24 protein-coding genes and 2 pseudogenes are annotated in these 21,684 nt (G+C 61.8%); 16 read left to right on the top strand and 10 right to left on the bottom strand.

Features of this window, described 5'->3' with window-relative positions; all coding sequences use genetic code 11:
• Positions 1-60: 60 nt before the first annotated feature.
• The 6 genes from HJD22_RS11095 (at position 61) to HJD22_RS11070 (ending at position 5,599) form a co-directional block, all read left to right on the top strand.
• On the top strand, positions 61-582 hold the full coding sequence (locus HJD22_RS11095) for a TIGR02444 family protein (protein WP_208655190.1): 522 nt from the start codon (positions 61-63) through the stop codon (positions 580-582).
• Positions 583-681: 99 nt separating this feature from the next.
• Positions 682-1,695 carry a TRAP transporter substrate-binding protein DctP gene (gene dctP, locus HJD22_RS11090; RefSeq protein ID WP_208655191.1) on the top strand — a complete coding sequence of 338 codons (1,014 nt, stop codon included), beginning with the start codon at positions 682-684 and terminating at the stop codon, positions 1,693-1,695.
• 181 nt (positions 1,696-1,876) lie between these two features.
• Positions 1,877-2,449, top strand: a complete 573-nt coding sequence (locus tag HJD22_RS11085) for a TRAP transporter small permease (protein ID WP_208655192.1) — start codon at positions 1,877-1,879, stop codon at positions 2,447-2,449.
• Between the two features lie 28 nt (positions 2,450-2,477).
• Entirely contained in the window at positions 2,478-3,761 is a 1,284-nt protein-coding gene (locus tag HJD22_RS11080) for a TRAP transporter large permease (protein WP_208655193.1), read from the top strand.
• A gap of 103 nt (positions 3,762-3,864) precedes the next feature.
• Positions 3,865-4,551 carry an FKBP-type peptidyl-prolyl cis-trans isomerase gene (locus HJD22_RS11075; protein ID WP_208655194.1) on the top strand — a complete coding sequence of 229 codons (687 nt, stop codon included), beginning with the start codon at positions 3,865-3,867 and terminating at the stop codon, positions 4,549-4,551.
• Positions 4,552-4,555: 4 nt separating this feature from the next.
• On the top strand, positions 4,556-5,599 hold the full coding sequence (locus tag HJD22_RS11070; protein WP_208655195.1) for a PHB depolymerase family esterase: 1,044 nt from the start codon (positions 4,556-4,558) through the stop codon (positions 5,597-5,599).
• A 3-nt stretch (positions 5,600-5,602) separates the two neighbouring features.
• On the opposite strand, the gene HJD22_RS11065 is transcribed toward HJD22_RS11070, so the two are convergent.
• A complete protein-coding gene (locus tag HJD22_RS11065; RefSeq protein WP_208655196.1) occupies positions 5,603-6,202 on the bottom strand; it encodes an SCO family protein in 600 nt (199 codons plus the stop codon).
• Positions 6,199-6,711, bottom strand: coding sequence for a hypothetical protein (locus HJD22_RS11060; RefSeq protein ID WP_208655197.1), 513 nt, complete (start codon positions 6,709-6,711; stop codon positions 6,199-6,201). Before HJD22_RS11060 ends, HJD22_RS11065 begins: the two co-directional genes overlap by 4 nt.
• Positions 6,712-6,829: 118 nt before the next feature.
• On the opposite strand from HJD22_RS11060, the gene HJD22_RS11055 reads away from it, so the two are divergent.
• Positions 6,830-7,744: an AEC family transporter gene (locus HJD22_RS11055; RefSeq protein ID WP_208655198.1), complete on the top strand. Its 915-nt coding sequence runs from the start codon at positions 6,830-6,832 to the stop codon at positions 7,742-7,744.
• A 210-nt stretch (positions 7,745-7,954) separates the two neighbouring features.
• On the opposite strand, the gene trmB is transcribed toward HJD22_RS11055, so the two are convergent.
• From trmB to thiS, 3 genes are read right to left on the bottom strand one after another with little or no spacing between them, the layout of a single operon-like run.
• The gene (trmB, locus tag HJD22_RS11050) at positions 7,955-8,701 is read right to left on the bottom strand and encodes a tRNA (guanosine(46)-N7)-methyltransferase TrmB (RefSeq protein WP_208655199.1); all 747 of its coding nucleotides are present in this window, start codon (positions 8,699-8,701) and stop codon (positions 7,955-7,957) included.
• Positions 8,702-8,736: 35 nt separating this feature from the next.
• Positions 8,737-9,534: a thiazole synthase gene (locus HJD22_RS11045; RefSeq protein ID WP_208655200.1), complete on the bottom strand. Its 798-nt coding sequence runs from the start codon at positions 9,532-9,534 to the stop codon at positions 8,737-8,739.
• A 42-nt stretch (positions 9,535-9,576) separates the two neighbouring features.
• Positions 9,577-9,777, bottom strand: a complete 201-nt coding sequence (gene thiS / locus HJD22_RS11040) for a sulfur carrier protein ThiS (protein ID WP_208655201.1) — start codon at positions 9,775-9,777, stop codon at positions 9,577-9,579.
• A gap of 105 nt (positions 9,778-9,882) precedes the next feature.
• Here thiS and HJD22_RS11035 point away from each other — a divergent pair, with 105 nt between their 5' ends.
• Complete coding sequence (locus HJD22_RS11035; protein ID WP_208655202.1) at positions 9,883-10,275, top strand: DUF423 domain-containing protein; 393 nt, start codon at positions 9,883-9,885, stop codon at positions 10,273-10,275.
• Here HJD22_RS11035 and HJD22_RS11030 read toward each other — a convergent pair.
• Together HJD22_RS11030 and HJD22_RS11025 are read right to left on the bottom strand one after the other, a co-directional pair.
• Complete coding sequence (locus HJD22_RS11030; protein ID WP_208655203.1) at positions 10,251-10,664, bottom strand: PaaI family thioesterase; 414 nt, start codon at positions 10,662-10,664, stop codon at positions 10,251-10,253. The two genes, HJD22_RS11035 and HJD22_RS11030, sit on opposite strands and share 25 nt — an antisense overlap.
• Before the next feature lie 136 nt (positions 10,665-10,800).
• Positions 10,801-12,975: a malate synthase G gene (locus HJD22_RS11025; RefSeq protein WP_208655204.1), complete on the bottom strand. Its 2,175-nt coding sequence runs from the start codon at positions 12,973-12,975 to the stop codon at positions 10,801-10,803.
• 207 nt (positions 12,976-13,182) lie between these two features.
• Between HJD22_RS11025 and HJD22_RS11020 the strand changes: the two genes are divergently transcribed.
• Both HJD22_RS11020 and HJD22_RS11015 read left to right on the top strand, forming a co-directional pair.
• Positions 13,183-14,181: an alpha/beta hydrolase gene (locus HJD22_RS11020; RefSeq protein WP_208655205.1), complete on the top strand. Its 999-nt coding sequence runs from the start codon at positions 13,183-13,185 to the stop codon at positions 14,179-14,181.
• Complete coding sequence (locus tag HJD22_RS11015; RefSeq protein ID WP_208655206.1) at positions 14,178-14,669, top strand: hypothetical protein; 492 nt, start codon at positions 14,178-14,180, stop codon at positions 14,667-14,669. The genes HJD22_RS11020 and HJD22_RS11015 overlap by 4 nt, the downstream gene beginning before the upstream one ends.
• 13 nt (positions 14,670-14,682) lie before the next feature.
• Here HJD22_RS11015 and HJD22_RS11010 read toward each other — a convergent pair whose 3' ends face one another.
• On the bottom strand, positions 14,683-16,191 hold the full coding sequence (locus HJD22_RS11010) for a YifB family Mg chelatase-like AAA ATPase (RefSeq protein ID WP_208655207.1): 1,509 nt from the start codon (positions 16,189-16,191) through the stop codon (positions 14,683-14,685).
• 61 nt (positions 16,192-16,252) lie between these two features.
• Positions 16,253-16,594 carry an accessory factor UbiK family protein gene (locus HJD22_RS11005; protein WP_208655208.1) on the bottom strand — a complete coding sequence of 114 codons (342 nt, stop codon included), beginning with the start codon at positions 16,592-16,594 and terminating at the stop codon, positions 16,253-16,255.
• A gap of 275 nt (positions 16,595-16,869) precedes the next feature.
• Between HJD22_RS11005 and HJD22_RS11000 the strand changes: the two genes are divergently transcribed.
• From HJD22_RS11000 to HJD22_RS10985, 5 genes and pseudogenes are all read left to right on the top strand, one after another.
• Complete coding sequence (locus HJD22_RS11000; protein WP_208655209.1) at positions 16,870-17,208, top strand: P-II family nitrogen regulator; 339 nt, start codon at positions 16,870-16,872, stop codon at positions 17,206-17,208.
• A 91-nt stretch (positions 17,209-17,299) separates the two neighbouring features.
• Positions 17,300-18,550 carry an ammonium transporter gene (locus HJD22_RS10995; RefSeq protein WP_208655210.1) on the top strand — a complete coding sequence of 417 codons (1,251 nt, stop codon included), beginning with the start codon at positions 17,300-17,302 and terminating at the stop codon, positions 18,548-18,550.
• A 144-nt stretch (positions 18,551-18,694) separates the two neighbouring features.
• Positions 18,695-19,033, top strand: coding sequence for a P-II family nitrogen regulator (gene glnK / locus HJD22_RS10990; protein WP_208655211.1), 339 nt, complete (start codon positions 18,695-18,697; stop codon positions 19,031-19,033).
• 122 nt (positions 19,034-19,155) lie between these two features.
• A pseudogene (locus HJD22_RS17850) lies at positions 19,156-19,289 on the top strand (IS3 family transposase); the annotation flags it as partial.
• An 11-nt stretch (positions 19,290-19,300) separates the two neighbouring features.
• A pseudogene (locus HJD22_RS10985) lies at positions 19,301-19,718 on the top strand (integrase core domain-containing protein); the annotation flags it as partial.
• 61 nt (positions 19,719-19,779) lie between these two features.
• Here the strand turns inward: HJD22_RS10985 and HJD22_RS10980 are convergent.
• Entirely contained in the window at positions 19,780-20,556 is a 777-nt protein-coding gene (locus tag HJD22_RS10980; RefSeq protein WP_208655212.1) for a ferredoxin--NADP reductase, read from the bottom strand.
• A 196-nt stretch (positions 20,557-20,752) separates the two neighbouring features.
• Here HJD22_RS10980 and HJD22_RS10975 point away from each other — a divergent pair, with 196 nt between their 5' ends.
• Positions 20,753-21,679 carry a LysR family transcriptional regulator gene (locus HJD22_RS10975; RefSeq protein WP_208655213.1) on the top strand — a complete coding sequence of 309 codons (927 nt, stop codon included), beginning with the start codon at positions 20,753-20,755 and terminating at the stop codon, positions 21,677-21,679.
• The last annotated feature ends 5 nt before the right edge of the window (positions 21,680-21,684 follow it).

Below are 21,684 nucleotides of genomic sequence, written 5' to 3'. Positions count from 1 at the left end.
CGACTCCAGTGATAAAATGATGGTGACCTGACGCACGGCAGGACGACAGCGAGACGCGCCATGGATTCTACCCAATTGTGCGAGAGGATGCGGGCTTCTCTCAAGGCACGACCGCTATGGGAGCATGCGCTTGCATTCTATGGGCGCGAAGGCGTGGCTGATGCCTGTCTTCATCTGCAGGATGAGGCGGGGGGCGATGTCTGTGAACTTTTGTGGATCTGCTGGCTGCAGCTGCACGGCCTCACACCTGCCAAAGGGGTCGAGGTCGCGCTTGGCGAGGTGCGCCGCTGGCAGACCCAGATGACCCAGCCGCTGCGTCAGCGACGCCGCCAACTGAAGGCATCTGCCCAACACTCTGCATCGCTCGCCGAGTTACGGGCCGCACTCAAGCGCGCCGAGCTGCTCTGCGAGCGAGAAACCCTTTATCAGCTGCAACGCTTGAGCGAAGCCGGGCAAGGCATTCGCTGCCTGGAAGCGCAGGATCCCACGCTTGCCGAGCGCTTGGCACAGTGGCTACCCAAGCAGAAAAAAACGCATCTTTGGGCACTGAAAACCTTGGAAACGCGCCTTGACCGTCACTAATCCCCACGCTAGCCTGAAAGCATAAGTGCGTATTTTTTATCAGTACAATGCCAGCATGGATACCTTTTTGCTGGTTCAACCTGCTAGGGGAACATAATAATGAAGGTACGTAATTTACTGACTTCGGCCAGTATTGGCGCACTATTGCTCGGCATGTCGGCGGCCGTATACTCCGACACTTGGCGTTATGCCCATGAGGAGTTCGAGGGCGATGTCCAGGATGTCTTCGCAATGAAGTTCAAGGAGTATGTGGAGGAGAATTCCGACCATACCGTACAAGTCTATCGCTTCGGCGAGCTTGGCGAATCCGATGACATCATGGAGCAGACCCAGGCCGGCATCCTGCAGTTCGTCAACCAATCTCCCGGCTTTACCGGCGCGCTGATCCCCGAAGCGCAGATTTTCTTTATTCCTTACCTGCTGCCGACCGATGAAGAGACCGTCATCGAGTTCTTCAACACCAGCACCGCGATCAACGAGACGTTCCCTGAGCTCTATGCCGAACAGGGGCTGGAGCTGCTCAAGATGTATCCGGAAGGCGAGATGGTCATTACCCTTGATGAGCCGATCCGCACCCCGGACGAGCTGCGCGGCAAGAATATCCGCACCATGACCAACCCGCTGCTTTCGGAGACCTATCGCGCCTTCGGAGCGACGCCCACGCCGCTGCCGTGGGGCGAAGTCTACGGCGGCCTGCAGACCAACGTGATCCAGGGCCAGGAGAATCCGATCTTCTGGATCGAGTCCGGCGGGCTCTATGAAGTCTCCCCCCATCTGATCTTCACCGGTCATGGCTGGTTCACCACTGCCATGATGGCCAACCAGGACTTCTTCGAAGGACTGGACGAGGAGGACCAGCAGCTGGTGCGTGACGCTTCGGAAGCGGCCTACGAGCACATTCTCGAGCACATCTCGGGGCTTGCCGACCAGTCACTGGAGCAGATTCAGGAAGCCTCCGATGAAGTGACCGTGACGCGTCTCGACGAGGATGAGATCCAGGCGTTCCGTGAGCGCGCCCCGCAGGTCGAGGAGCGCTTCATCGAGATGACCGGCGATCGCGGTGCCGAGCTGCTCGAGCAGTTCAAGACGGACCTGGAAGACGTCTCCAACTAAGCGCCCGCACAACGATGCAGGGCCGATCAGAGGGTAGCCGCAGGGCTACCCTCTTTTCATTACCGCAGCTCTCCTCCGCCCCGAGAGCCCACTCTTATCAACGTTGAAGGAATCCTGGCTTTCCAACGCCGTTATGCGTAATCCTCAAGCAAGGAGTAGGGAAGGTCTCAGGGAGATGCCCATGTACGACGAAGAGTCCGAAACGCAATACCGCTCGACCCTGCCCGGCATCATCGGCTGGATCGACACTGGAATCAGCCGCGCCGAAGGCGTGATTCTGGCACTTGGCGTGATTCTCATGGCAATCAATACCGTCAGCAATGTCGTCGGCCGTTTCGTATTCGGTGAGAGCCTCCATTTCTCTGAGGAGGTCAATCGCATCCTGATCGTGATGATCACCTTTGCCGGTATCGGTTACGCGGCACGCCATGGCCGGCACATTCGCATGTCGGCCTTTTATGACATGCTGCCCACGGGGGGGCGGCGCGTGCTGATGATCGTGATTTCACTGTTCACCGCCATGGTCATGTTCGCACTCTGCTACTACTCCATCGGTTATATCCAGACCATTTATGGCCGAGGCCGGGTATTGCCTTCCCTGAATATTCCCGTGTGGTGGATGTACCTATGGGTTCCGGTCGGCTTTTCCGTTACCGGCATTCAATATTTACTGACAGGCCTCAAGAATCTCACCTCTTCCGAGGTTTATCTCTCCACCCATGTCACGGACAGCTACACGGATAAGGAAGCGTGAAGTTGAGCACTCTGAGAGGAGAACAATCATGACAACCATCATTATTTCGATAATGATCGTGCTGCTGCTGCTCGGCTTCCCGATGATGATTCCTCTGGTCACGGCCGCCTTCGTAGGTTTCTACATGACCTTTGGCGGCACCGGCCAGATGGAGACGTTGATTCAGCAGATGATGGGCGGTATTCGGCCCAATGCCCTGATCGCGGTACCGATGTTCATCCTGGCGGCGGATATCATGACCCGCGGCCAGTCTGCCAGCCGGCTGATCAATATGGTCATGAGCTTCGTTGGGCATATCAAGGGCGGACTCGCGGTCAGCACCGCCGCCTCCTGCACGCTGTTCGGCGCGGTATCCGGCTCGACCCAGGCCACCGTGGTGGCGGTCGGCTCGCCCCTGCGCCCGCGCATGCTCAAGGCGGGCTACAAGGACTCGTTCACGCTGGCGCTGATCATCAACTCAAGCGACATCGCCTTCCTGATTCCCCCAAGCATCGGCATGATCATCTACGGGGTCATCTCGGGTACCTCGATCGGCGAGCTGTTCATCGCCGGCATCGGGCCCGGCCTGCTGATTCTTTTCATGTTCTCGGCCTATTGCATCCTCTACGCCACGATAATGAAGGTGCCCACCGAACCCAAGGCGAGCTGGGGCGAGCGCCTCTCGGCAGTGCAGAAGGCGCTGTGGCCGCTGGGCTTTCCGGTGATCATCGTCGGCGGGATCTACGGCGGGGTGTTCAGCCCCACCGAAGCTGCGGCGGTCTGCGTGCTCTATGCGGTGATTCTGGAGTTCGCGATCTTCCGCTCGATGAAGCCGTCGGCGTTTTACACCATCGCCAAGTCGACCGGGCTGATCACCGCCGTGGTCTTCATCCTGGTGGCCGTGGGCAATGGCTTTTCGTGGATCATCTCCTTTGCCCAGATCCCCCAGGCGGTGCTCGAAACCTTCGGCATCAACGAGGCCGGCCCCGTCGGCGTGCTGATCGCGATCTCCATCGCCTTCTTCGTGGCCTGCATGTTCGTCGACCCGATCGTGGTAATCCTGGTGCTCACGCCGATCTTTGCCCCGGCGATTGCCGCCTCGGGACTCGACCCCGTGCTGGTGGGTATCCTGATCACACTGCAGGTGGCCATCGGCTCGGCGACGCCACCCTTCGGGTGCGACATCTTCACCGCCATCGCCATCTTCCGACGGCCCTACTGGGAGGTGATTCGCGGCACGCCACCCTTCGTGTTCATGCTGGTGCTGGCGGCGGCACTGCTGATCATGTTCCCGCAGATCGCCCTGTTTTTGAGAGACATGGCCTTCCGCTGATGAACTCGCCTGCCCTGCACCCAGTTAGCAATGTCTGCCGGGTGCGGAAACCATTGCGTCCTGATAGAGTCCGAGAACGGTATACATCGACTGAGGACGTTTCATGAAAACACTGGTGACCGCAGCGGCATTCGGCACTCTCCTGGTTTCCGCCCCCTTTGCGCTGGCCGCGCCGGAAAGCGAGCAGGGCAAGCTCAGCTACAGCCTGGGGGTGACCCTTGGCCAGAGCCTGGCACAGGATGTCAGCGATCTGGATATCGAGGCCTTCACCCAGGCGATCGAGGATGTCTACGCCGACGGCGAGCTGGCCATGAGCGAGCAGGAGATGGCGGAAGCGCTGACCCGTTTCCAGCAACAGGCGATGGCCGAACGAGAAGCCGCCTCCCAGCATATCGCTTCAGCCAACCTCGCGGAGGGTGAGGCGTTCCTTGCCGAGAATGCCGAGCGCGACGAGGTCGAAGTAACCGAATCGGGCCTGCAGTACGAAGTGCTGGAATCGGGTGACGGCGCAAGCCCCGGCCCGCAGGACAGCGTCGAGGTGCACTACGAGGGCATGCTCCTCGACGGCACCGTGTTCGACAGCTCCTACCAGCGTGGCGAACCGGTCAGCTTCCGGGTCAACCAGGTGATCGAAGGCTGGCAGGAGGCACTGCAGCTGATGAGCGTCGGCGATGCCTGGATGATCTATCTGCCCTCCGATATCGCCTACGGCCCGGCAGGTACCGGCGGCCCCATTGGCCCCAACGAAACGCTGATCTTCAAGGTAGAGTTGCTCGACATTGAAGACTAAACGCATGGCGCGCACCACCGCCATGCTGCTTGCGCTCGGCCTTGGCGGCACGGCAGTGGCCCAAGAGGCGCCCGACCTGCCGTCACTCGCTATCGATCGCGATGCCATCAGCGTGATGGGGGTCTCCTCGGGGGGGTACATGGCGACCCAGCTTGCCACCGCCTTTCCCGAGCGCTTCAGCGGGCTTGCGGCATTTGCCGCGGGCCCTTGGGGTTGCGCACAAGGCAGCCTGCGCCTAGCGCTCGGTCAGTGCATGGGGACGCGCCTGGGGCTACCCAGCGTACCCGAGCTCTTGAATCGCCACGACCGCTACCTGGCCGAGGGGCTGGTGGGCAATCGCGATGATCTGGCCCGTCAGCGCGTCTATCTTTGGCACGGCCAAGCCGATGAGGTGGTAGCGCCCGAGCTTGGCGAGCTGCTGGCGGAGCAGTATCGGGAGTGGCTGGCAAGCCCCGAACAGTTACGCGTCGAGCACACATCGGATGTGGCGCATGGCTGGCCAGTGGGCGGCACGGGGCTTACCCATATCACCGATCTGGCCGACTGCCAGCGGGGGGGCAGCCCTCACTTGCTGGCCTGCGATCTCGATGGCGCCGGCAAGGCCTTGAACTGGCTATATGGTGATCTCGACGCTCCCGAGCCAGCCTCGGAGGCTAGCCTCAAGTCGTTCGACCAGAGCGCCTTCCATACAGGGCGAGCCTTCGATGAGCAGGGCTATCTCTATGTTCCCCAGGCATGCGAAACGGGGGAGTCTTGCGGGCTGGTGGTCGCGCTGCATGGCTGCAACATGAGCCATGAGCAGATCGACACGAGCTTCGTGCGTCACAGCGGCCTCAACGAGTGGGCCGAGAGCAACCGGCTGGTGGTACTCTACCCCCAGGCGGCGCCGAGCCTGCCCAACCCACAGGCCTGCTGGGACTGGTGGGGCTTCGAGGAGAGTACCTGGCAGCCGAGCCCGACCCACGACACCCGCCAGGGGCGTCAGGTCAACGCCATCGCGGCCATGGTCGAGGAACTGATCAAGCCGGATGATGCGCCGCGCGAGTGAGCCTCACCCTGCCTCGAGTTCATGCTCCAGCGCCGTGATCAGCGCATGGGGCGTGGGCGAGTAGAGGACTCGTTGACGGATCGTGCCGTGCCGGTCGACCAGATACATCGACGAGCTATGATCGACGGTGTACTCCATGGCGGAGTCCTGCATGTCGACCTTGCGCCAGAAGACGCCGTAGCGCTCGGTCACATCTTCGAGCTGCGCCTCGCTGCCGCGTAGACCGATGAACGATTCGCCGAAGAAGCCCACATACTCCTCCAGCCGCTCCAGGCTGTCGCGTGCAGGGTCGACAGTCACAAGCAGCGGCACGACCCGCTCGGTGAGTTCGCTCTCCATGCGCTGCATTGCCTGACGCACCACCGCCAGGGTCATCGGACAGACGTCCGGGCAGTAGGTGTAGCCAAAGAACAGCACCGCGAGTTGATCCTCCTCGAGCTGCGCCAGGGAGAAGTTACCCTGAGTGGAGGCAAGCGCAATGTCGCCCCCACGCGGCTCTCCATTACTGGCGCCTGTCCGCTGCTGCATCAAACTCCATAACGCGATGGCAATGCCCACCACCAGTACCGCTCCCAGCCCCAGCCAGCGTTTCTGTCCCATCATGCCGCACTCCTTTTCACCTCGAAATCGAACCAGCTCCCCTTGCGCCCGGCCGGCGTCTCGATGATCACCTGGGCCCGCCAGGGCATGCTCTCCTCCGTGCAGATGCCGATCTGCCCTTCTCCCCGGAAGATACCATTACCAAGCGCCTCCAGCGGAAAGCGGTTGATGCCCATGCTCATGTTACGCCCCACCAGCTCGACCGTGACTGCATCGGCATGTACTCCGCTCAGACGAACCTCCATCGGCAGTATCGCCAAGGGGCTCAGCTCCCCCTCGAGCGACAGGGAGAGGCGCGCCTGCAGGCCTAGCGCTGCTTCGCAAGGCGCCTGGTGCAAGTCGCAGGAGGAACTGGGAGGAAACCAGGTCACCTCCTGGCTACTGCCGCGCAGGTAGTAATCGGCCAGGTACCAGAGCGCCACCACCATGGTCGCCAGCGTCACCAGGATCAGCAGGTTCAGGAGGGGCGAGCGGGGTGCTCCCTCCTCCTTGGAGGGTAGTGAAGTCGACATGGCGGCGACGGAGTACTCCAGTGTAACGGGAAATGGCGATAAGCTTATCAGTGTTCGTTGCAAGATGATCCGTGAAAGGTTGTCGCAGCCCACGGGTATCGATAAAAAAGGAGACACCATGAATGGTGTGGCAAGTGCGCTGGGACCGCTGTTTCTACTGATCCTGCTGGGTGCCGCCTTAGGCTGGCGGCGGCTACCCAGTGGCGACTTCTGGCCGCAGCTCGAACGGCTTATCTACTATCTGCTGTTTCCCGCCATGCTGGTTGCCAACCTGGCCGAGGCCGATGTCACCCAGGTGCCCATCGCGCGCGTCGCCCTCGCCCTGCTTGGCGCCATGCTGCTGTTTGGCATCCTGCTGTGGTCGCTTCGCACGCGGCTAGGCCTGGAGGCCGCAGCATTCACGTCGGTATTTCAGGGCGCCCTGCGTTTCAATACCTACGTCGGCGTGGCCGGCGCCAGTGCGCTGCATGGCAGTGCCGGTGCCACGGTCGCAGCGGTTGCCGTGGCGCTGATGGTGCCGGTGGTCAATGTGCTGTGCGTGATCAGTTTTATCGCTGCCGGTACGCTGGGCCCCTCGAGCCTGGGCAAGAGCCTGCTGGCACTGGTGAGAAATCCACTGATCGTTGGCTGCCTGATCGGTATCGCGCTCAACGTGAGCGGCATCGGCCTGCCCGGCTGGAGCGCCAGCAGCGTCGCTCTGCTCGGCAGCGCCGCGCTGCCGCTGGGTCTGGTGGCGGTGGGAGTGGCACTAAAACCAAGCGCCCTGTTGTGCCTGGACCTCGGCGTCTGGGTGACCAATGCCATCAAGCTGGTGCTGATGCCGGCCCTGGTGCTGATCATTGCGCTGACCCTGGGACTCGACCCGATCAGCCGCGATGTGGCGCTGCTGTTTGCCGCCCTACCCACAGCAACATCGGCCTATATTCTTGCACGCCAGATGGGCGGCGACGCCGAATTGATGGCCGCGCTGATCACCGGCCAGACACTGCTGGCGATGGTGAGCCTGCCGCTATGGCTAAAACTGGTGAGTTAAATAAAAAAGATTCTCGTTACGCTTGACGCGGGGAATGAGAATTATTATCTTGAAAATGTGGCGTCGCCAAACGCCACCCATCGCAGAGAATGTCAGGTTTTCTGCCATGGTTTCTCCTCATCTAGCTAGTCACGGTCTTACCGCCACCCGCTTGGGTGGCGTTTTTTTGCTCAAAATGACGGCAGAAACTGGTCGGCAGCTTGGCCGCAGCTACTCGCTGCGGGCGAAGATCAGATCCCACACACCATGCCCAAGCCGCTCGCCGCGAGCCTCGAATTTTGTCAGGGGACGAAAATCCGGGCGCGGCACGAAGGGTGCCGTCTGCGCCGAGGCCAGGTTGCGATACCCCGGGGCGGCGGCCATGGTCTCGGCCATCTGCTCGGCGTAGTGCTCCCAGTCGGTGGCCATGTGGAACAGCCCACCGGGCTTGAGGCGGGTTCGCACCAGCTCGGCGAAGGCCGGTTGCAGGATGCGACGCTTCTGGTGTTTCTTCTTCGGCCACGGATCCGGAAAGAAGAGCTGCAGGGTATCGAGGCTCGCCTCGGGGATGCACTCATCAAGGACGCGCAGCGCATCCTCACGATAGACGTGCAGGTTGGAAAGGCCACGCTTGTCGGCCTCGTCGAGCAGCTTGCCGACCCCTGGCGCGTGAACCTCGATACCGATGAAGTCCCGCTCCGGATGGCGCTCGGCCTGCTCGATCAGCGAGGCGCCCATGCCGAAACCGACCTCCACTACACGCGGTGCCTGGCGACCGAACAGGCCATCGAGATCCTGACGGCCCGCCGCCAGGGTCAGGCCCATGCGTGGCCACACCTCCTCCAAGCCGCGGGTCTGAGCCACCGTCATGCGTCCGGCGCGCAGTACATAGCTCTTGATGCCGCGTCGATGCAGGGGCGCTTCCTCGCTTGCCAAAGGTGCCTGTTGGTCCGGGGTGTCGTTGCGTGAATCAGTCATAGCGTTGCAGTCGGTCTCGTCGCAGTGAGCGAATATCAGGCGTTGATGCGGCCGGCAAAGGGTGAGGAGGGCTCGGCACTCTGGCGTCGCGGCATGCGCCCGGCCAGGAAGGCGTCACGCCCGGCTTCGACGGCCTTCTTCATGGCAGCCGCCATCAGTACCGGCTGGCGCGCGTGGGCGATTGCCGAGTTCATCAGCACGCCCTCGCAGCCGAGCTCCATGGCCATGGCGGCATCCGAGGCGGTACCGATACCGGCATCGACCAGTACCGGCACCTGGGCCTGCTCGACGATCAGGCGAATGTTGTGCGGATTCTGGATGCCGTGGCCGGAGCCAATCAATGAGCCCAGCGGCATGATCGCGCAGCAGCCCAGGCGCTCGAGTTCGCGGGCCACGATCGGATCGTCGCTGGTGTAGACCATCACGTCGAAGCCGTCGTCGATCAACTCCTCGGCGGCCTTCAGCGTCTCGACCACGTTGGGGTAGAGCGTATGGTCGTCGCCCAGCACCTCGAGCTTGACCAGCCGATGCCCATCGAGCAGCTCGCGGGCCAGCTTGCAGGTGCGCACCGCATCCTTGGCCGTATAACAGCCGGCGGTATTGGGCAGCAGTGTGAAGCGCTCGGGGGAGATCACGTCGAGCAGGTTGGGCTCGTCGGCATTCTGTCCCAGGTTGGTGCGTCGCACGGCGAAGGTGACGATCTCGGCACCGCTGGCCTCGATGGCCTTTGCCGTCTCGTCGAAATCGCGATACTTGCCGGTACCGACCAGCAGGCGCGACGTAAAGTCGCGACCCGCCACCCGCAATGGCAGGTCCTGTAGAAAGTCAGACATGGTCTCTCCGATGCGGTTAGCACCGCCGTTGGCCACCCGCGCTCAACCGCCGCCGATGGCGTGTACGATTTCCACGCGGTCGCCCTCGGCCAGCCGCTGGCTGACGTGCTGGCTGCGTGGCACGATCTCTTCGTTGACCTCGACGGCGATGCGTCGACCGGCAAGATCGAGGGACTCGATGAGCTCGAGGAGCGTCACCTCGCCGTCGAGCTCCCTCACCTCGCCGTTGAGCTGGATCTGCATAACGACCTCCAGCGAATCACGATATTCAGGGGGCATTATTGTAGCCTGTTCGCGGCCTGCGGGGTACGGTAATGCGCGATTGATCACCACGTACGGGAGGTTGGAATGCGCGACAGGGTCTGGTGGGTAGTGATGGCAATCAGCGGCGCCACGGCAGTGATGGCCGGCGCCTTCGGCGCCCATGGGCTGCAGGGCCAGCTGACGCCGCGCCTGCTGGCCGCCTTCGAGACCGGTGTGCAGTATCAGTTCTGGCACACCCTGGCGATACTCGCTGTGCTTGCCTGGCGATCCCGCACACCGCTCGCCGGCCAGCGCCTGGTGCTGTCGCTATGGGCGCTGGGCATCGTGCTCTTCTCGGGCTCGCTCTATCTGCTGGCGCTCGCCGGTACTCGCGGCATCGCCATGATCACCCCGCTGGGAGGCGTATCCTTCATCGCGGGGTGGTTGACGCTGGCCTGGTGCGCCTGGCGGGGTCAGTCGGAGTCGGGCAGCGCGTAGGTCGCCGTGACGATCGCCACCGGCGCCTCGTCGCTGGCCGAAAACAGCTCCACCTCGCCCACGGCCAGCCGCCGGCCCAGCTTGATGATACGAGCATTGGCGATCAAATCCCGATCGCCACGTGCACGGCGCAGAAAATGGCAGTTCAGGTCGGTGGTCACCGCCATCGGCTCGGGGCCGATCTGGGCAAGGATTGCCACGTAGAGGCAGACATCGGCCAGTCCCATCATGCTCGGACCCGAGACACAGGCCCCGGGGCGCAGATGCTCGTCTTCAATGGCCAGACTCATGGTGGCGCGCATCTCGTCGACGCCCTCGATGGTGCCTTGGCGATGCGGAAAGACCTCGTCGAGAAACTCCTCGATGGCGGCGGCGGTCATGACGGTCATGGGTTCTCCTGGCGGACGCAGCGTCAAGATGGTCGTTGGGCCTCAAGATAGCGCAACGAGGACGCGGCGGCGATAGAAACGAACATGCCCCGCCGCTTTCGCGGCAGGGCATGGATTGGGCACTTTCGCGCCGGGATTACTTCGCCTTGTGTACCGCGCGCCAGTGGTGCAGCAGCGGCTCGGTGTAGCCAGCGGGCTGCTCACGCCCCTTGAACACCAGATCGCAAGCTGCCTTGAACGCCGTGGAGGCTTCGAAATCCGCCGACATGGCGGTATAGCCCGAATCCTTGGCGTTCTGTTCGTCGACCACCTTGGCCATGCGCTCCAGCGTCTCGCGCACTCGCTCGGCACTGACCACGCCGTGGTGCAGCCAGTTGGCCAGGTGCTGGCTGGAGATACGCAGCGTGGCGCGATCCTCCATCAGCCCCACGTCATGGATGTCGGGTACCTTCGAGCAGCCCACTCCATGCTCGACCCAGCGCACCACGTAACCGAGGATGCCCTGGCAGTTGTTGTCGAGCTCCTGCTGGATCTCCTCGTCGGACCAGTCGGCGCTCTCGGTCACCGGCACGCTGAGCAGATCGTCGAGCAGGTCGACGTCGCCCTGGCCTTCGAGCTCTTGCTGGATGGCACTGACATCCACCTCATGGTAGTGCAGCGCATGCAGCGTGCCGGCAGTCGGCGACGGCACCCAGGCAGTATTGGCGCCGGACTTGGGGTGGCCGATCTTCTGCTCGAGCATGGCCGCCATCAGATCCGGCATCGCCCACATGCCCTTGCCAATCTGGGCGCGGCCGCGCAGGCCGCAGGCCAGGCCGACCAGCACGTTGTTGCGCTCGTAGGCGGCGATCCACTTGGCGCCCTTCATGTCGCCCTTGCGGATCATCGGTCCGGCCTGCATGGCAGTGTGCATCTCGTCGCCGGTACGGTCGAGGAAGCCGGTATTGATGAACACCACTCGCGATGTGGCCTCGTTGATGCACGCCTTGAGGTTGACGGTGGTGCGACGCTCCTCGTCCATGATGCCCATCTTGAGCGTATCGCGCTCCATGCCCAGGATATCCTCGACACGGCCGAACAGCTCATTGGCGAAGGCGACCTCCTTGGGACCATGCATCTTGGGCTTGACGATGTAGACCGAGCCCGCGCGGGAGTTGCGCGGCTGGTCGTCACCCTTGTTCAGATCATGCAACGCCAACAGGCCGGTCATCACCGCATCGAGGATGCCCTCGGGCAGTTCATTGCCCTCGGCATCAAGCACGGCCGGGGTGGTCATCAGGTGGCCGACGTTGCGTACGAACATCAGCGAACGGCCCGGCAGGGTCAGCGTGCCACCCTGCGGCGTGGTGTAATCGCGATCGGCATGCAGACGCCGCGTGATCACCTTTTCGTTCTTCTCGACCTGCTCCTCCAGGTCGCCACGCATCAGGCCAAGCCAGTTACCGTAGACGCACACTTTGTCCTCGGCATCGACGGCGGCAACGGAATCCTCGCAATCCATGATGGCGGTCAACGCGGACTCAACCAGCAGATCCTTGACGCCGGCCGGATCGGTCTTGCCGATCGGATGGGTGCGGTCGAACTGGATCTCCAAATGCAGGCCATGGTTGGTGAGCAGGATCGCCTTGGGCGAGTCCAGGTCCCCCTGATAGCCGGCCAGCTTTTCCGGCTGCTTCAGGCCGGTCTCGCTGCCACCATCCAGGGTCACCACCAGCTTGCCGTCACGCAGCGCGTAGTTGGCTGCATCGCGGTGCGAGCCGCTCTCCAGCGGTGCTGCACTATCGAGCACCTCACGCGCGCGCTGAATGACCTTGGCGCCTCGCGTAGGGTTGTAGCCCACGCCTTTCTCGGCGCCATCCGCCTCGCTGATGGCATCGGTGCCGTAGAGCGCATCATAGAGGCTGCCCCAGCGGGCATTGGCGGCATTTAGCGCATAGCGCGCATTGCTCACCGGCACCACCAGCTGCGGACCGGCGATCTCGGCCACTTCGGGGTCGACATTGGAGGTGGTGGCGCTCACCTTTTGCGGCGCGTCGACGAGGTAGCCGATCTGCTTGAGAAGATCGCGATAGGCAGGCATGTCGTGCACCGGCCCCTGGTGCTGACGGTGCCAGTTGTCCAGCTCCTGCTGGAGGCGATCGCGCTCGGCGAGCAATTCCCGGTTTTTCGGGGTCAAATCGTGGAACAGTGCGTCCACGCCCTCCCAGAAGGCCTGCGCATCGATGCCGGTGCCAGGCAGCGCCTGGTCGTTGATGAAGCGATCGAGCTCGGTGGCCACCTGCAGGCGGTGACGGTTGACACGTTCTGTCATGGGAGTCTCCTGATGCGCTGACCGCCCTGAAGGCGATCGAATCGTTGCGGACTCGCAACGATGGAATTTTGTGGAAATAGCTTCCACATACTAATGGAAAAAAACGAGCGGGTCTTCACGACTCGACCAAATGATGAAGGCCGTCTCAGAAACATGGTCTGCAAACACAGTGAGCGCTAGCATGGAGACATGATGAGGGAGGGATCGATGACCGCTTTTGCGTCGCTGCACACCCTCGGGCCAGTGGAACCTGTCTCCAGGTCCGGCACCGAGCCATGGACGGAACACCTCGGTCATTATCTCGACCACTATCGACTCGCGCCACTGCTCTGCGAGCAGGTGACGCTGCATGCCGGTTTTGTCGAAACCCCCGAATTCCGCCTTTGGACCCAGGTGTGGTGCCCCGCCTCGCCACGCGGTACCGCCTTCGTGGTGCATGGATATTTCGACCATCTGGGCCTCTATCGCCATCTGCTCGAACTGCTGTTGTGCCAGGGCTGGAACGTGGTGCTGTGGGATCTCCCGGGGCATGGGCTCTCCAGCGGGGCGCGCGCCTCGATCAACGACTTCGACGATTACGGGACCTGCCTGGAAGCCCTGAAGGAGGCCCTCTCGCGGCAGGGGGTGACGCCGCACCCCTGGGTGGGAATCGGTCAGAGCACCGGGGCGGCCATCCTAGCGACGGATGCGTTGGGTCATGGCGAGGAGACACGCTGGGCAGGACTTGCCCTGCTGGCACCTCTGGTGCGGCCCAGCGGTTGGCCGCGCTCCAGCTGGTTGCACCTGCTGGCACGCCCCTTCATCCGCACCCTGCCGAGAAAGTACCGCGTCAACTCGTCGGACGATGAGTTCAGCCTCTTTCTGCGCGAGAAGGATCCCCTGCAGTCCGAGCATCTGACGTTGACCTGGGTCGGCGCCATGCGCCGCTGGATGCCACGCCTGATGGCACTGCCCACAAGTGAGCTGCCTATCCTGATCCTGCAGGGCGAGCAGGACCTGACCGTTGATTGGGCCTGGAACCTCGAGGTGCTGGGGCGCAAGTTTCCCAATGCCCATATCTACCGTCACCCCACCGCCCGCCACCATCTGGTCAACGAGGCCGAGGAGATTCGCCAGGCACTATTTCTCGAACTGGAGAACTACCTGCTTGGGATACAGGTCACCCATGCCGCCCAGGCGGGCGTCAAGGAGCGCTCTGCCTCATGACGCTTCTAAGAGCTGCTGCCGTGGTGATGCTCTGCCTGCTGCTCGCGGCCTGTGCCGGCGCGCCGGAGCGCCCCGCCACGCTGCGCCAGGCCCTGTTCGGACTCAGCGAGCGCGCCAGTGCCAGGCTGCTCGAGCAGCCGGTATGGCAGCGGCCTACGGCGGATATCGTACTGCTGCTGGCCGAGCCGGAGATCGAGGCGCGTCTGCACATCGATGGTCAGCGTTTCAGCGAAAGCTTCACACGCTCCCTGCTCGCCCAGCCCGACAGCCCCCAGGTGCTCAATTGGACACCGGAGATGGGAGAAACGGGAATGCTGGACAATCAGTGGCTGCTCGAGTCGCAGCTCGTTGCCGACGGCCCGTTGCTCAGACTGACCGATCGTGAGCTGCTGCCCTACCAGCTGACGGTGACGTTACGCCGTCCCGGCGAGCCCCTGGTGCAGTGGGAGGCGCACCTTCAGGGTGCGCTCGATGTCACTGCGCTGTAGCCGCCGCGGCCTGCTATGCCGACTTGAGCATGCGATCGAGCTGGCGATAGCCGATCGCTTCCATCAGATGCGCCCGCCCGGGCTGAGCTTCGCCGGCCAGGTCGGCAAGCGTGAGTGCCACCCGAAGCACACGATGGTAGGCGCGCGCCGAGAGGTTCAGACGCTCCAGCACGCTGGCCAGCCAGGTTCGGGTGGCGGAGTCTAGAGCACAGGCACTTTCCAGTTCCCGCCCCGGCAGATGAGCGTTAAGAGCACCGCGCCGGGCCTGTATTGCCCGCGCCGCCAGCACCCGCTCACGCACTACCGAAGAGCTTTCACCGGCCTGCTGTGAGGTGAGCTGCTCAGGCGGCAGCGCCGGCACTTCCACCTGCAGGTCAATACGGTCGAGCAGTGGCCCCGAGAGCCGCGCCTGGTAGCGCTGGATCTGCGCCGGAGAGCAGCTGCAGCGCTTGCGCGGATCGCCAAGGTGGCCGCAGGGACAAGGATTCATTGCCGCCACGAGCTGGAAGCGCGCCGGATAACGCCGCTGATGGTTGGCCCGGGAGATGGAGATCGTTCCCGACTCCATGGGCTCACGCATCACCTCCAGCACGCTGCGGCTGAATTCGGGCAGCTCGTCGAGGAATAGCACGCCATGGTGGGCCAACGAGATCTCGCCGGGGCGCGGCCTGGAGCCACCCCCGACCAGGGCTACCGCGCTGGCGGTATGGTGGGGGGAGCGAAACGGCCGGCGCCCCCAATCCTCGCGCAGCGGCAGACCGCTCACCGAGCGGATTGCTGCGACCTGCAGGGCTTCATCGTCGGTCAGCGGAGGCAGGATGCCCGGCAGACGGCTAGCCAGCATGGTCTTGCCGGTGCCGGGAGGGCCGGCAAACAGCAGGTTGTGCCCGCCTGCAGCGGCGACCTCCAGCGCTCGACGCGCCTGATGCTGGCCCCGCACCTCGCCAAGGTCCATGTGAGTATCCAGCAGCGTGGGGGGCTCGGCCAGGCGGTGGGGCACGATCGGTGTCTGCCCCAGCAGGTGAGCCACGACATCGAGTAGATGCTCGGCGGGGAGCACCTCAAGGCCGCCGGCCAGAGCGGCTTCATCGGCGTTGCCACGGGGTACGATCAGGCGCCGACCGGCGCGCCGTGTCGCCAGTGCCATCGGCAATACCCCCGGCACCTGACGCAGCTTGCCATCGAGGGCGAGCTCACCCAGGCACTCGACCTGCGCGAGCGCCACGCCGGGGATCTGACCCGAGGCCACCAGAATGCCCAGCGCGATCGGCAAGTCGAACCGCCCGCCCTCCTTGGGCAGGTCGGCGGGAGCCAGATTGAGGGTGATGCGGCGGGTATTGGGAAATTCGAAACCAGCATTGACCAGGGCGCTGCGCACCCGTTCGCGGCTCTCCTTCACCGCCGTCTCGGGCAGGCCGACCAGGGTCAACCCCGGCAGCCCGTTGGCCAGATGCACCTCGACCGCCACGTTGGGCGCCTCGAGGCCTACACCCGCCCGGGTATTGATGATGGCCAAGGTCATCCGCTCGCCCTCGCTATGCTAAATCATCGTTTATGCCGTGATTAGGCGAGGACGGCAAGTGTCAGCGGGACGCTTCTCCCGCCCCGGCATCCTCCGCAGGGTCGTGGTCCTCTTGCATTGCCCCGGGAAGCGTCTTGCTGACCGAAGCGCCGGCATCGCGCTCGGCAAGAGAGGCTTCCAGTGCCGTCACCTGGCGCTCCAGCGCCTCGACGCGTCTGCGGGTACGCTGCAGCACCTCCATCAGGATATCGAAATCCTCGCGCGATACGAGTTCTAGCCGGTCCACCGCACCTCGTACGAGATGCTGCATGCTTTTCTGTAGCTCTTCAGGCGCATGCGAAGCGTCCTGCAGGCGTTCGCCCAGTTGTTGGGCAAAGCGGCTGATAAAGTCGTTCCTGCTCATGGCAATCTCCTGTCGTCCGTAAATCCTTCTAGTACAGCATACGCAAGCTCACCCGAACGCGTATGCGCCGCTATGGAGCGCCAGCAATATTCGTCGCACCATTGATGTGCACAAGCCCAGCTTCAATAACATGGTTTACACCTTTTGCAATGCAGCAAAAAGATTAACCCACTGTTTTATTAGGGAAGATAAAAACAATGGCACGTTTCACGCTATGTACCAATCAGGCGCAAGCCTATTCGCACGCCATCTATTTAAAAACATGGAGATACGGGATGAAACTCGTTACTGCCATTATAAAGCCATTCAAGCTCGATGACGTACGTGAGGCACTGGCTGACAATGGCGTCCAGGGTATTACCGTCACCGAGGTCAAGGGCTTCGGCCGCCAGAAGGGCCACACCGAACTCTACCGTGGAGCGGAATATGTCGTCGACTTCCTGCCCAAGGTAAAGGTCGAGGTGGCCGTCGATGACAGCCGCCTGGAGAGTGTGCTGGACGCCATCCGCACGGCGGCCAACAGTGGCAAGATCGGTGATGGCAAGTTGTTCGTCACCCCACTCGAAGATGTGATCAGGATTCGCACCGGCGAACGCGGCGGCGATGCCGTCTAATCCCGGATAGCGAATAGGGTACACAGGGTCGTCAAGCAATAAGAAATGCCAACGCGAACACTTAGAAATAACGCGGGCTCAGGAGAACATAATGGAAGAATTCACAGAGCTGACTTACGCGCTCGACACTTTTTACTTTCTGATATGCGGTGTACTGGTGATGTGGATGGCCGCCGGCTTCTCGATGCTCGAGGCCGGCATGGTGCGTTCGAAAAATACCGCTGAAATCCTCACCAAGAACATCGCGCTGTTTGCCATCGCCTGTACCATGTATCTGCTGGTCGGCTACTACCTCATGTACTCTAGTCCCGGCGGCGGCTTCCTGCCTAACCTGGGCTTCTTGATCGGTGATGAGAATACCTTGGACGCCATCACTGCCGGCGGTGAGGACGCACCCTACTACTCCATGCGTTCCGACTTCTTCTTCCAGGTCGTGTTCGTGGCGACCGCCATGTCGATCGTCTCCGGTGCCGTGGCCGAACGCATGAAACTATGGTCGTTCCTGGCCTTCGCCGTGGTGATGACCGGTTTCATCTATCCGATTTCCGGCTACTGGACCTGGGGCGAAGGTTGGCTGGATAGCCTCGGTTATTCCGACTACGCAGGTTCCGGTATCGTTCACATGGCAGGCGCTGCTGCCGCCCTGGCCGGGGTCCTGGTACTGGGTCCGCGCAAGGGCAAGTACGGCAAGGATGGCGCCATCTACGCCATCCCCGGCGCCAATCTGCCACTGGCCACCCTGGGTACCTTCATCCTGTGGATGGGCTGGTTCGGCTTCAACGGCGGTTCGGAGCTGAAGCTCTCCGATGGTATCTCGGCCAACAACGTGGCTCAGGTATTCGTCAATACCAATGCCGCCGCCGCCGGTGGCGTGATTACCGCCCTGATCCTCGCCAAGCTGTGGTTCCGCAAGGCTGACCTGACCATGGCCCTGAACGGTGCCCTTGCCGGTCTGGTCGCGATCACTGCTGAACCGCTGGCCCCTACCGCCTTGGGCGCAGTCATCATCGGTGCCATTGGTGGTCTGATCGTGGTGTTCTCGATCGTGACCCTGGACAAGCTGAAACTGGACGATCCGGTCGGTGCCATTTCGGTTCACGGCGTGGTCGGTATCTGGGGCGTCATGGTGGTACCGATGAGCAATGGCGATGCTTCCTTCGGCGCCCAGATCATCGGCATCATTGGCATCTTCGCTTGGGTCTTCATCGCTAGCTTGGTTGTCTGGCTGATTATCAAGGCGGTGATGGGTATCCGGGTCAGCGAAGAGGAAGAGTATGAAGGGGTCGACTTGGCCGAGTGCGGTCTGGAGGCCTACCCCGAGTTCAACGTCGCAAAGAAGTAATCGCGATAGACCGAGTGAGCTGGCGTGCTCCCCTGGCCCCCTTCGGGGGGCCTTTTTTAATCTCCCATCAAGCGGTGTATGCTTGCTAGCCAACGCCGCAGGAATCGGGGCTTCCCCCGTCAACAGGATGCGAGGAGAAAGATCATGAAACTGGTGACTGCCATCATCAAGCCGTTCAAGCTCGACGACGTTCGGGAATCCCTTTCCGAGATCGGCGTTCAGGGCATTACCGTCACAGAGGTCAAGGGTTTCGGGCGCCAGAAAGGCCATACCGAGCTCTACCGTGGCGCGGAATATGTGGTCGACTTCCTCCCCAAGGTGAAGCTCGAGGTCGCGGTTGACGATGACATGGTCGAGAAGGTGATCGATGCGATTACGCGGGTCGCCAATACCGGGAAGATCGGCGACGGCAAGATCTTCATCTCGCCACTGGAGCAGGTCATTCGTATTCGTACCGGCGAAACCGGCAAGGATGCGGTCTGACGCGCCACTGCATGATGGTGCCAGCTGCCATGAAAAAAGGCCCGCCATGCGGGCCTTTTCCTTGTCTGTGACCCGTCTTGAATAGAGTTGACACGTTCCGACCTGCCTTTTGGGAGAACGTGATGGATCAACGAGCTAAACGACGGACCCAGCAAGATTACACTCTGGTTTTAAACAGTCGGTCGTAGATCAGATAGAAAGCGGCGAACTGACCTATAAACAGGCTCAGGCCCGTTACGGTATTCAAGGCCGCTCAATTGCGGGCACCGCCTATTGATCCCTCGACCCCGGGCCTACCACAAAGCACTTTCAGTCATCATCGCTTCCGGCGTCATCCCAAGCTGCTCAAATGTGGTCTTGGGCAAGTGGTGGCCAGTCGCCCCAAGGGTGGCGGATATCACTTACTTACCGACGCCCTCGGGCATGAGCTATGTGAGCTTGATGAATGATAACGCCTACTCGCGCAAGATCGTCGGGCACCATGTGCATGAGAGTTTGACTATGATTGTTACCAGAATGCCCTGGCGGAGCGAGTAAACGGTATTTTGAAACGGAGTTCCTGCTGTTGCGTCCCAGGAACCTGGATCAGGCACGCGTAATAGTCGACGAATCGATCGAGAGCTACAACCGGGACCAGCCTCATCTGGCCCTGAAATACAAAACGCCCGATGCAGTGCATCGGGCGCTGTGGCACAAAGAGGTGTCAACTTATTCTAGGACTAGACACTGCAAAAACGTCTGCCTGGCTATTTTTCCACGAAGGCGCGCTCGATCACATAGTCGCCAGGCTCGCCCATCCGTGGCGAGATCTTGAAGCCAAGATCGTCAAGCAGGCCACTGGTCTCATCCAACATCGCCGGGCTGCCACAGATCATGGCACGATCCTGCTTGGGGTCCAGCGCCGGCAGGCCGGTATCCTCGAAAAGCTTGCCACTACGGATATGGTCGGTAAGGCGGCCCATGGTGTGGAACTCCTCGCGAGTCACCGTGGGGTAGTAGACCAGCTTCTCGGCAATCTCCTCGCCAAGATATTCGTGTGCTGGCAGCTCCTTGGTGACGAAATCGGCGTAGGCGAGTTCGCTGACGCTACGTACCCCATGGATCAACACGACCTTCTCGAAGCGCTCGTAGACTTCGGGGTCCTGGATCAGACTCATGAATGGCGCGAGCCCAGTACCGGTGGAGAGCATATAGAGATTGCGCCCCGGCAGCAGATCATCGGTGACCAGTGTTCCGGTGGGCTTACGGCTGACCATGATCTGATCGCCCACTTGAAGGTGCTGCAGGCGTGACGTCAACGGGCCATCCGGCACTTTGATGCTGAAGAATTCGAGGTGATCCTCGTAGTTGGGACTGGCGATGGAGTAGGCACGCATCAGCGGCTTGCCCGCCACTTCCAGGCCGATCATCACGAACTGGCCATTCTTGAAGCGCAAGCTGCGTTCACGCGTAGTGCGGAAACTGAACAGCGTGTCGTTCCAATGGTGGACGCTAAGAACCTCTTCAAGGGCGAATTTGCTCACGACCGGCTCCTTAAAAGACACATCATGTGGATGGCGGTCTCGATACTTCCGATCCGCTGTCAATGCGCTATCTATTTCAATATCGAATAACGCCACCGCTATAGGTTGTCACTCATTCTAAGAGCCTCGCCCTTATCTGTAAAATGACTATTATGGATAAGATATATTCATTAAGCAGATATGGATCGGAGTCGTTATGCGTTATACCCTGCGCCAACTTGAAGTCTTCGTGGCCGTTGCCCAGCATGAAAGCGTCTCGCATGCCGCCCGGGCGCTGGCGCTGTCGCAATCGGCCGCCAGCACTGCCCTTGCCGAACTCGAGCGGCAGTTCGACTGTCAACTACTCGACCGTATCGGCAAGCGCCTCAAGCTCAACGCCCTCGGCTTCCAGCTGCTGCCCAAGGCGGTGGCCCTGCTCGACCGCGCCGAAGAGATCGAGGAGCTGCTGCGCGGGCAACGCGGCATCGGCTCGCTCGACGTCGGTGCGACACTGACCATCGGCAACTACCTTGCCACACTGCTGATCAGCGACTTCATGCAGCGCCATCCCGATAGCCGGGTACGGCTCCAGGTGCGCAACACCAGCGGGATCATCGAGCGGATCGTGCAGCATGAACTCGACCTGGGGCTGATCGAGGGCGACTGTCAGCACGAAGAGGTGGTAATGCAGCCCTGGGTGGAGGATGAGCTGGCGATCTTCTGCTCACCGCGCCATCCGTTGGCAAGTGCCGGCAGCGTGGACATGGATCAGCTGTTGCGCGCCGACTGGATCATGCGCGAGCAGGGCTCCGGCACGCGCCTGACACTGGAACATGCCGCCCGGCACCGCCGCGGGCGCTTCAATATCCTGCTCGAACTCGAACACACCGAAGGCATCAAGCGCGCCGTGGAGTCCGGGCTTGGTATCGGTTGCGTGTCGCGCCTGGCGCTGCGCGATGCCTTCCGCCGCGGCAGCTTGGTACAGATCGCCACACCAGAACTCGACCTCAAGCGCCAGTTCAGCTTCATCTGGCACCGCCACAAGTACCTGACCACCGGCATGCGCGAATTCTTGCGCCTGTGTCGCCAGATGACCGAAGGTGTCACTTGCAGCGATGAGATCGACCTGCCCTATACCCCCTGACACGA

The organism is Halomonas sp. TA22 (assembly GCF_013009075.1).
Taxonomy (GTDB): domain Bacteria; phylum Pseudomonadota; class Gammaproteobacteria; order Pseudomonadales; family Halomonadaceae; genus TA22.
Note: the sequence above shows the minus strand (reverse complement) of the source record. Positions and strands in the feature narration are given on the sequence as shown.

Excerpts from the sequence above, each read along its gene's own strand:
- HJD22_RS11045 (WP_208655200.1), bottom strand. The coding sequence starts at position 9,534 with ATGTCTGACTTTCTACAGGACCTGCCATTGCGGGTGGCGGGTCGCGAC.
- HJD22_RS11005 (WP_208655208.1), bottom strand. The coding sequence starts at position 16,594 with ATGAGCAGGAACGACTTTATCAGCCGCTTTGCCCAACAACTGGGCGAA.
- thiS (WP_208655201.1), bottom strand. The coding sequence starts at position 9,777 with ATGCAGATCCAGCTCAACGGCGAGGTGAGGGAGCTCGACGGCGAGGTG.
- HJD22_RS11000 (WP_208655209.1), top strand. The coding sequence starts at position 16,870 with ATGAAACTCGTTACTGCCATTATAAAGCCATTCAAGCTCGATGACGTA.
- HJD22_RS11095 (WP_208655190.1), top strand. The coding sequence starts at position 61 with ATGGATTCTACCCAATTGTGCGAGAGGATGCGGGCTTCTCTCAAGGCA.
- HJD22_RS11035 (WP_208655202.1), top strand. The coding sequence starts at position 9,883 with ATGCGCGACAGGGTCTGGTGGGTAGTGATGGCAATCAGCGGCGCCACG.
- HJD22_RS11010 (WP_208655207.1), bottom strand. The coding sequence starts at position 16,191 with ATGACCTTGGCCATCATCAATACCCGGGCGGGTGTAGGCCTCGAGGCG.
- HJD22_RS11030 (WP_208655203.1), bottom strand. The coding sequence starts at position 10,664 with ATGACCGTCATGACCGCCGCCGCCATCGAGGAGTTTCTCGACGAGGTC.
- dctP (WP_208655191.1), top strand. The coding sequence starts at position 682 with ATGAAGGTACGTAATTTACTGACTTCGGCCAGTATTGGCGCACTATTG.
- HJD22_RS10995 (WP_208655210.1), top strand. The coding sequence starts at position 17,300 with ATGGAAGAATTCACAGAGCTGACTTACGCGCTCGACACTTTTTACTTT.
- HJD22_RS11080 (WP_208655193.1), top strand. The coding sequence starts at position 2,478 with ATGACAACCATCATTATTTCGATAATGATCGTGCTGCTGCTGCTCGGC.
- HJD22_RS11025 (WP_208655204.1), bottom strand. The coding sequence starts at position 12,975 with ATGACAGAACGTGTCAACCGTCACCGCCTGCAGGTGGCCACCGAGCTC.
- HJD22_RS11070 (WP_208655195.1), top strand. The coding sequence starts at position 4,556 with ATGGCGCGCACCACCGCCATGCTGCTTGCGCTCGGCCTTGGCGGCACG.
- HJD22_RS11085 (WP_208655192.1), top strand. The coding sequence starts at position 1,877 with ATGTACGACGAAGAGTCCGAAACGCAATACCGCTCGACCCTGCCCGGC.
- HJD22_RS11065 (WP_208655196.1), bottom strand. The coding sequence starts at position 6,202 with ATGATGGGACAGAAACGCTGGCTGGGGCTGGGAGCGGTACTGGTGGTG.
- HJD22_RS11060 (WP_208655197.1), bottom strand. The coding sequence starts at position 6,711 with ATGTCGACTTCACTACCCTCCAAGGAGGAGGGAGCACCCCGCTCGCCC.
- trmB (WP_208655199.1), bottom strand. The coding sequence starts at position 8,701 with ATGACTGATTCACGCAACGACACCCCGGACCAACAGGCACCTTTGGCA.
- glnK (WP_208655211.1), top strand. The coding sequence starts at position 18,695 with ATGAAACTGGTGACTGCCATCATCAAGCCGTTCAAGCTCGACGACGTT.
- HJD22_RS11015 (WP_208655206.1), top strand. The coding sequence starts at position 14,178 with ATGACGCTTCTAAGAGCTGCTGCCGTGGTGATGCTCTGCCTGCTGCTC.
- HJD22_RS11055 (WP_208655198.1), top strand. The coding sequence starts at position 6,830 with ATGAATGGTGTGGCAAGTGCGCTGGGACCGCTGTTTCTACTGATCCTG.
- HJD22_RS11020 (WP_208655205.1), top strand. The coding sequence starts at position 13,183 with ATGACCGCTTTTGCGTCGCTGCACACCCTCGGGCCAGTGGAACCTGTC.
- HJD22_RS11075 (WP_208655194.1), top strand. The coding sequence starts at position 3,865 with ATGAAAACACTGGTGACCGCAGCGGCATTCGGCACTCTCCTGGTTTCC.
- HJD22_RS10975 (WP_208655213.1), top strand. The coding sequence starts at position 20,753 with ATGCGTTATACCCTGCGCCAACTTGAAGTCTTCGTGGCCGTTGCCCAG.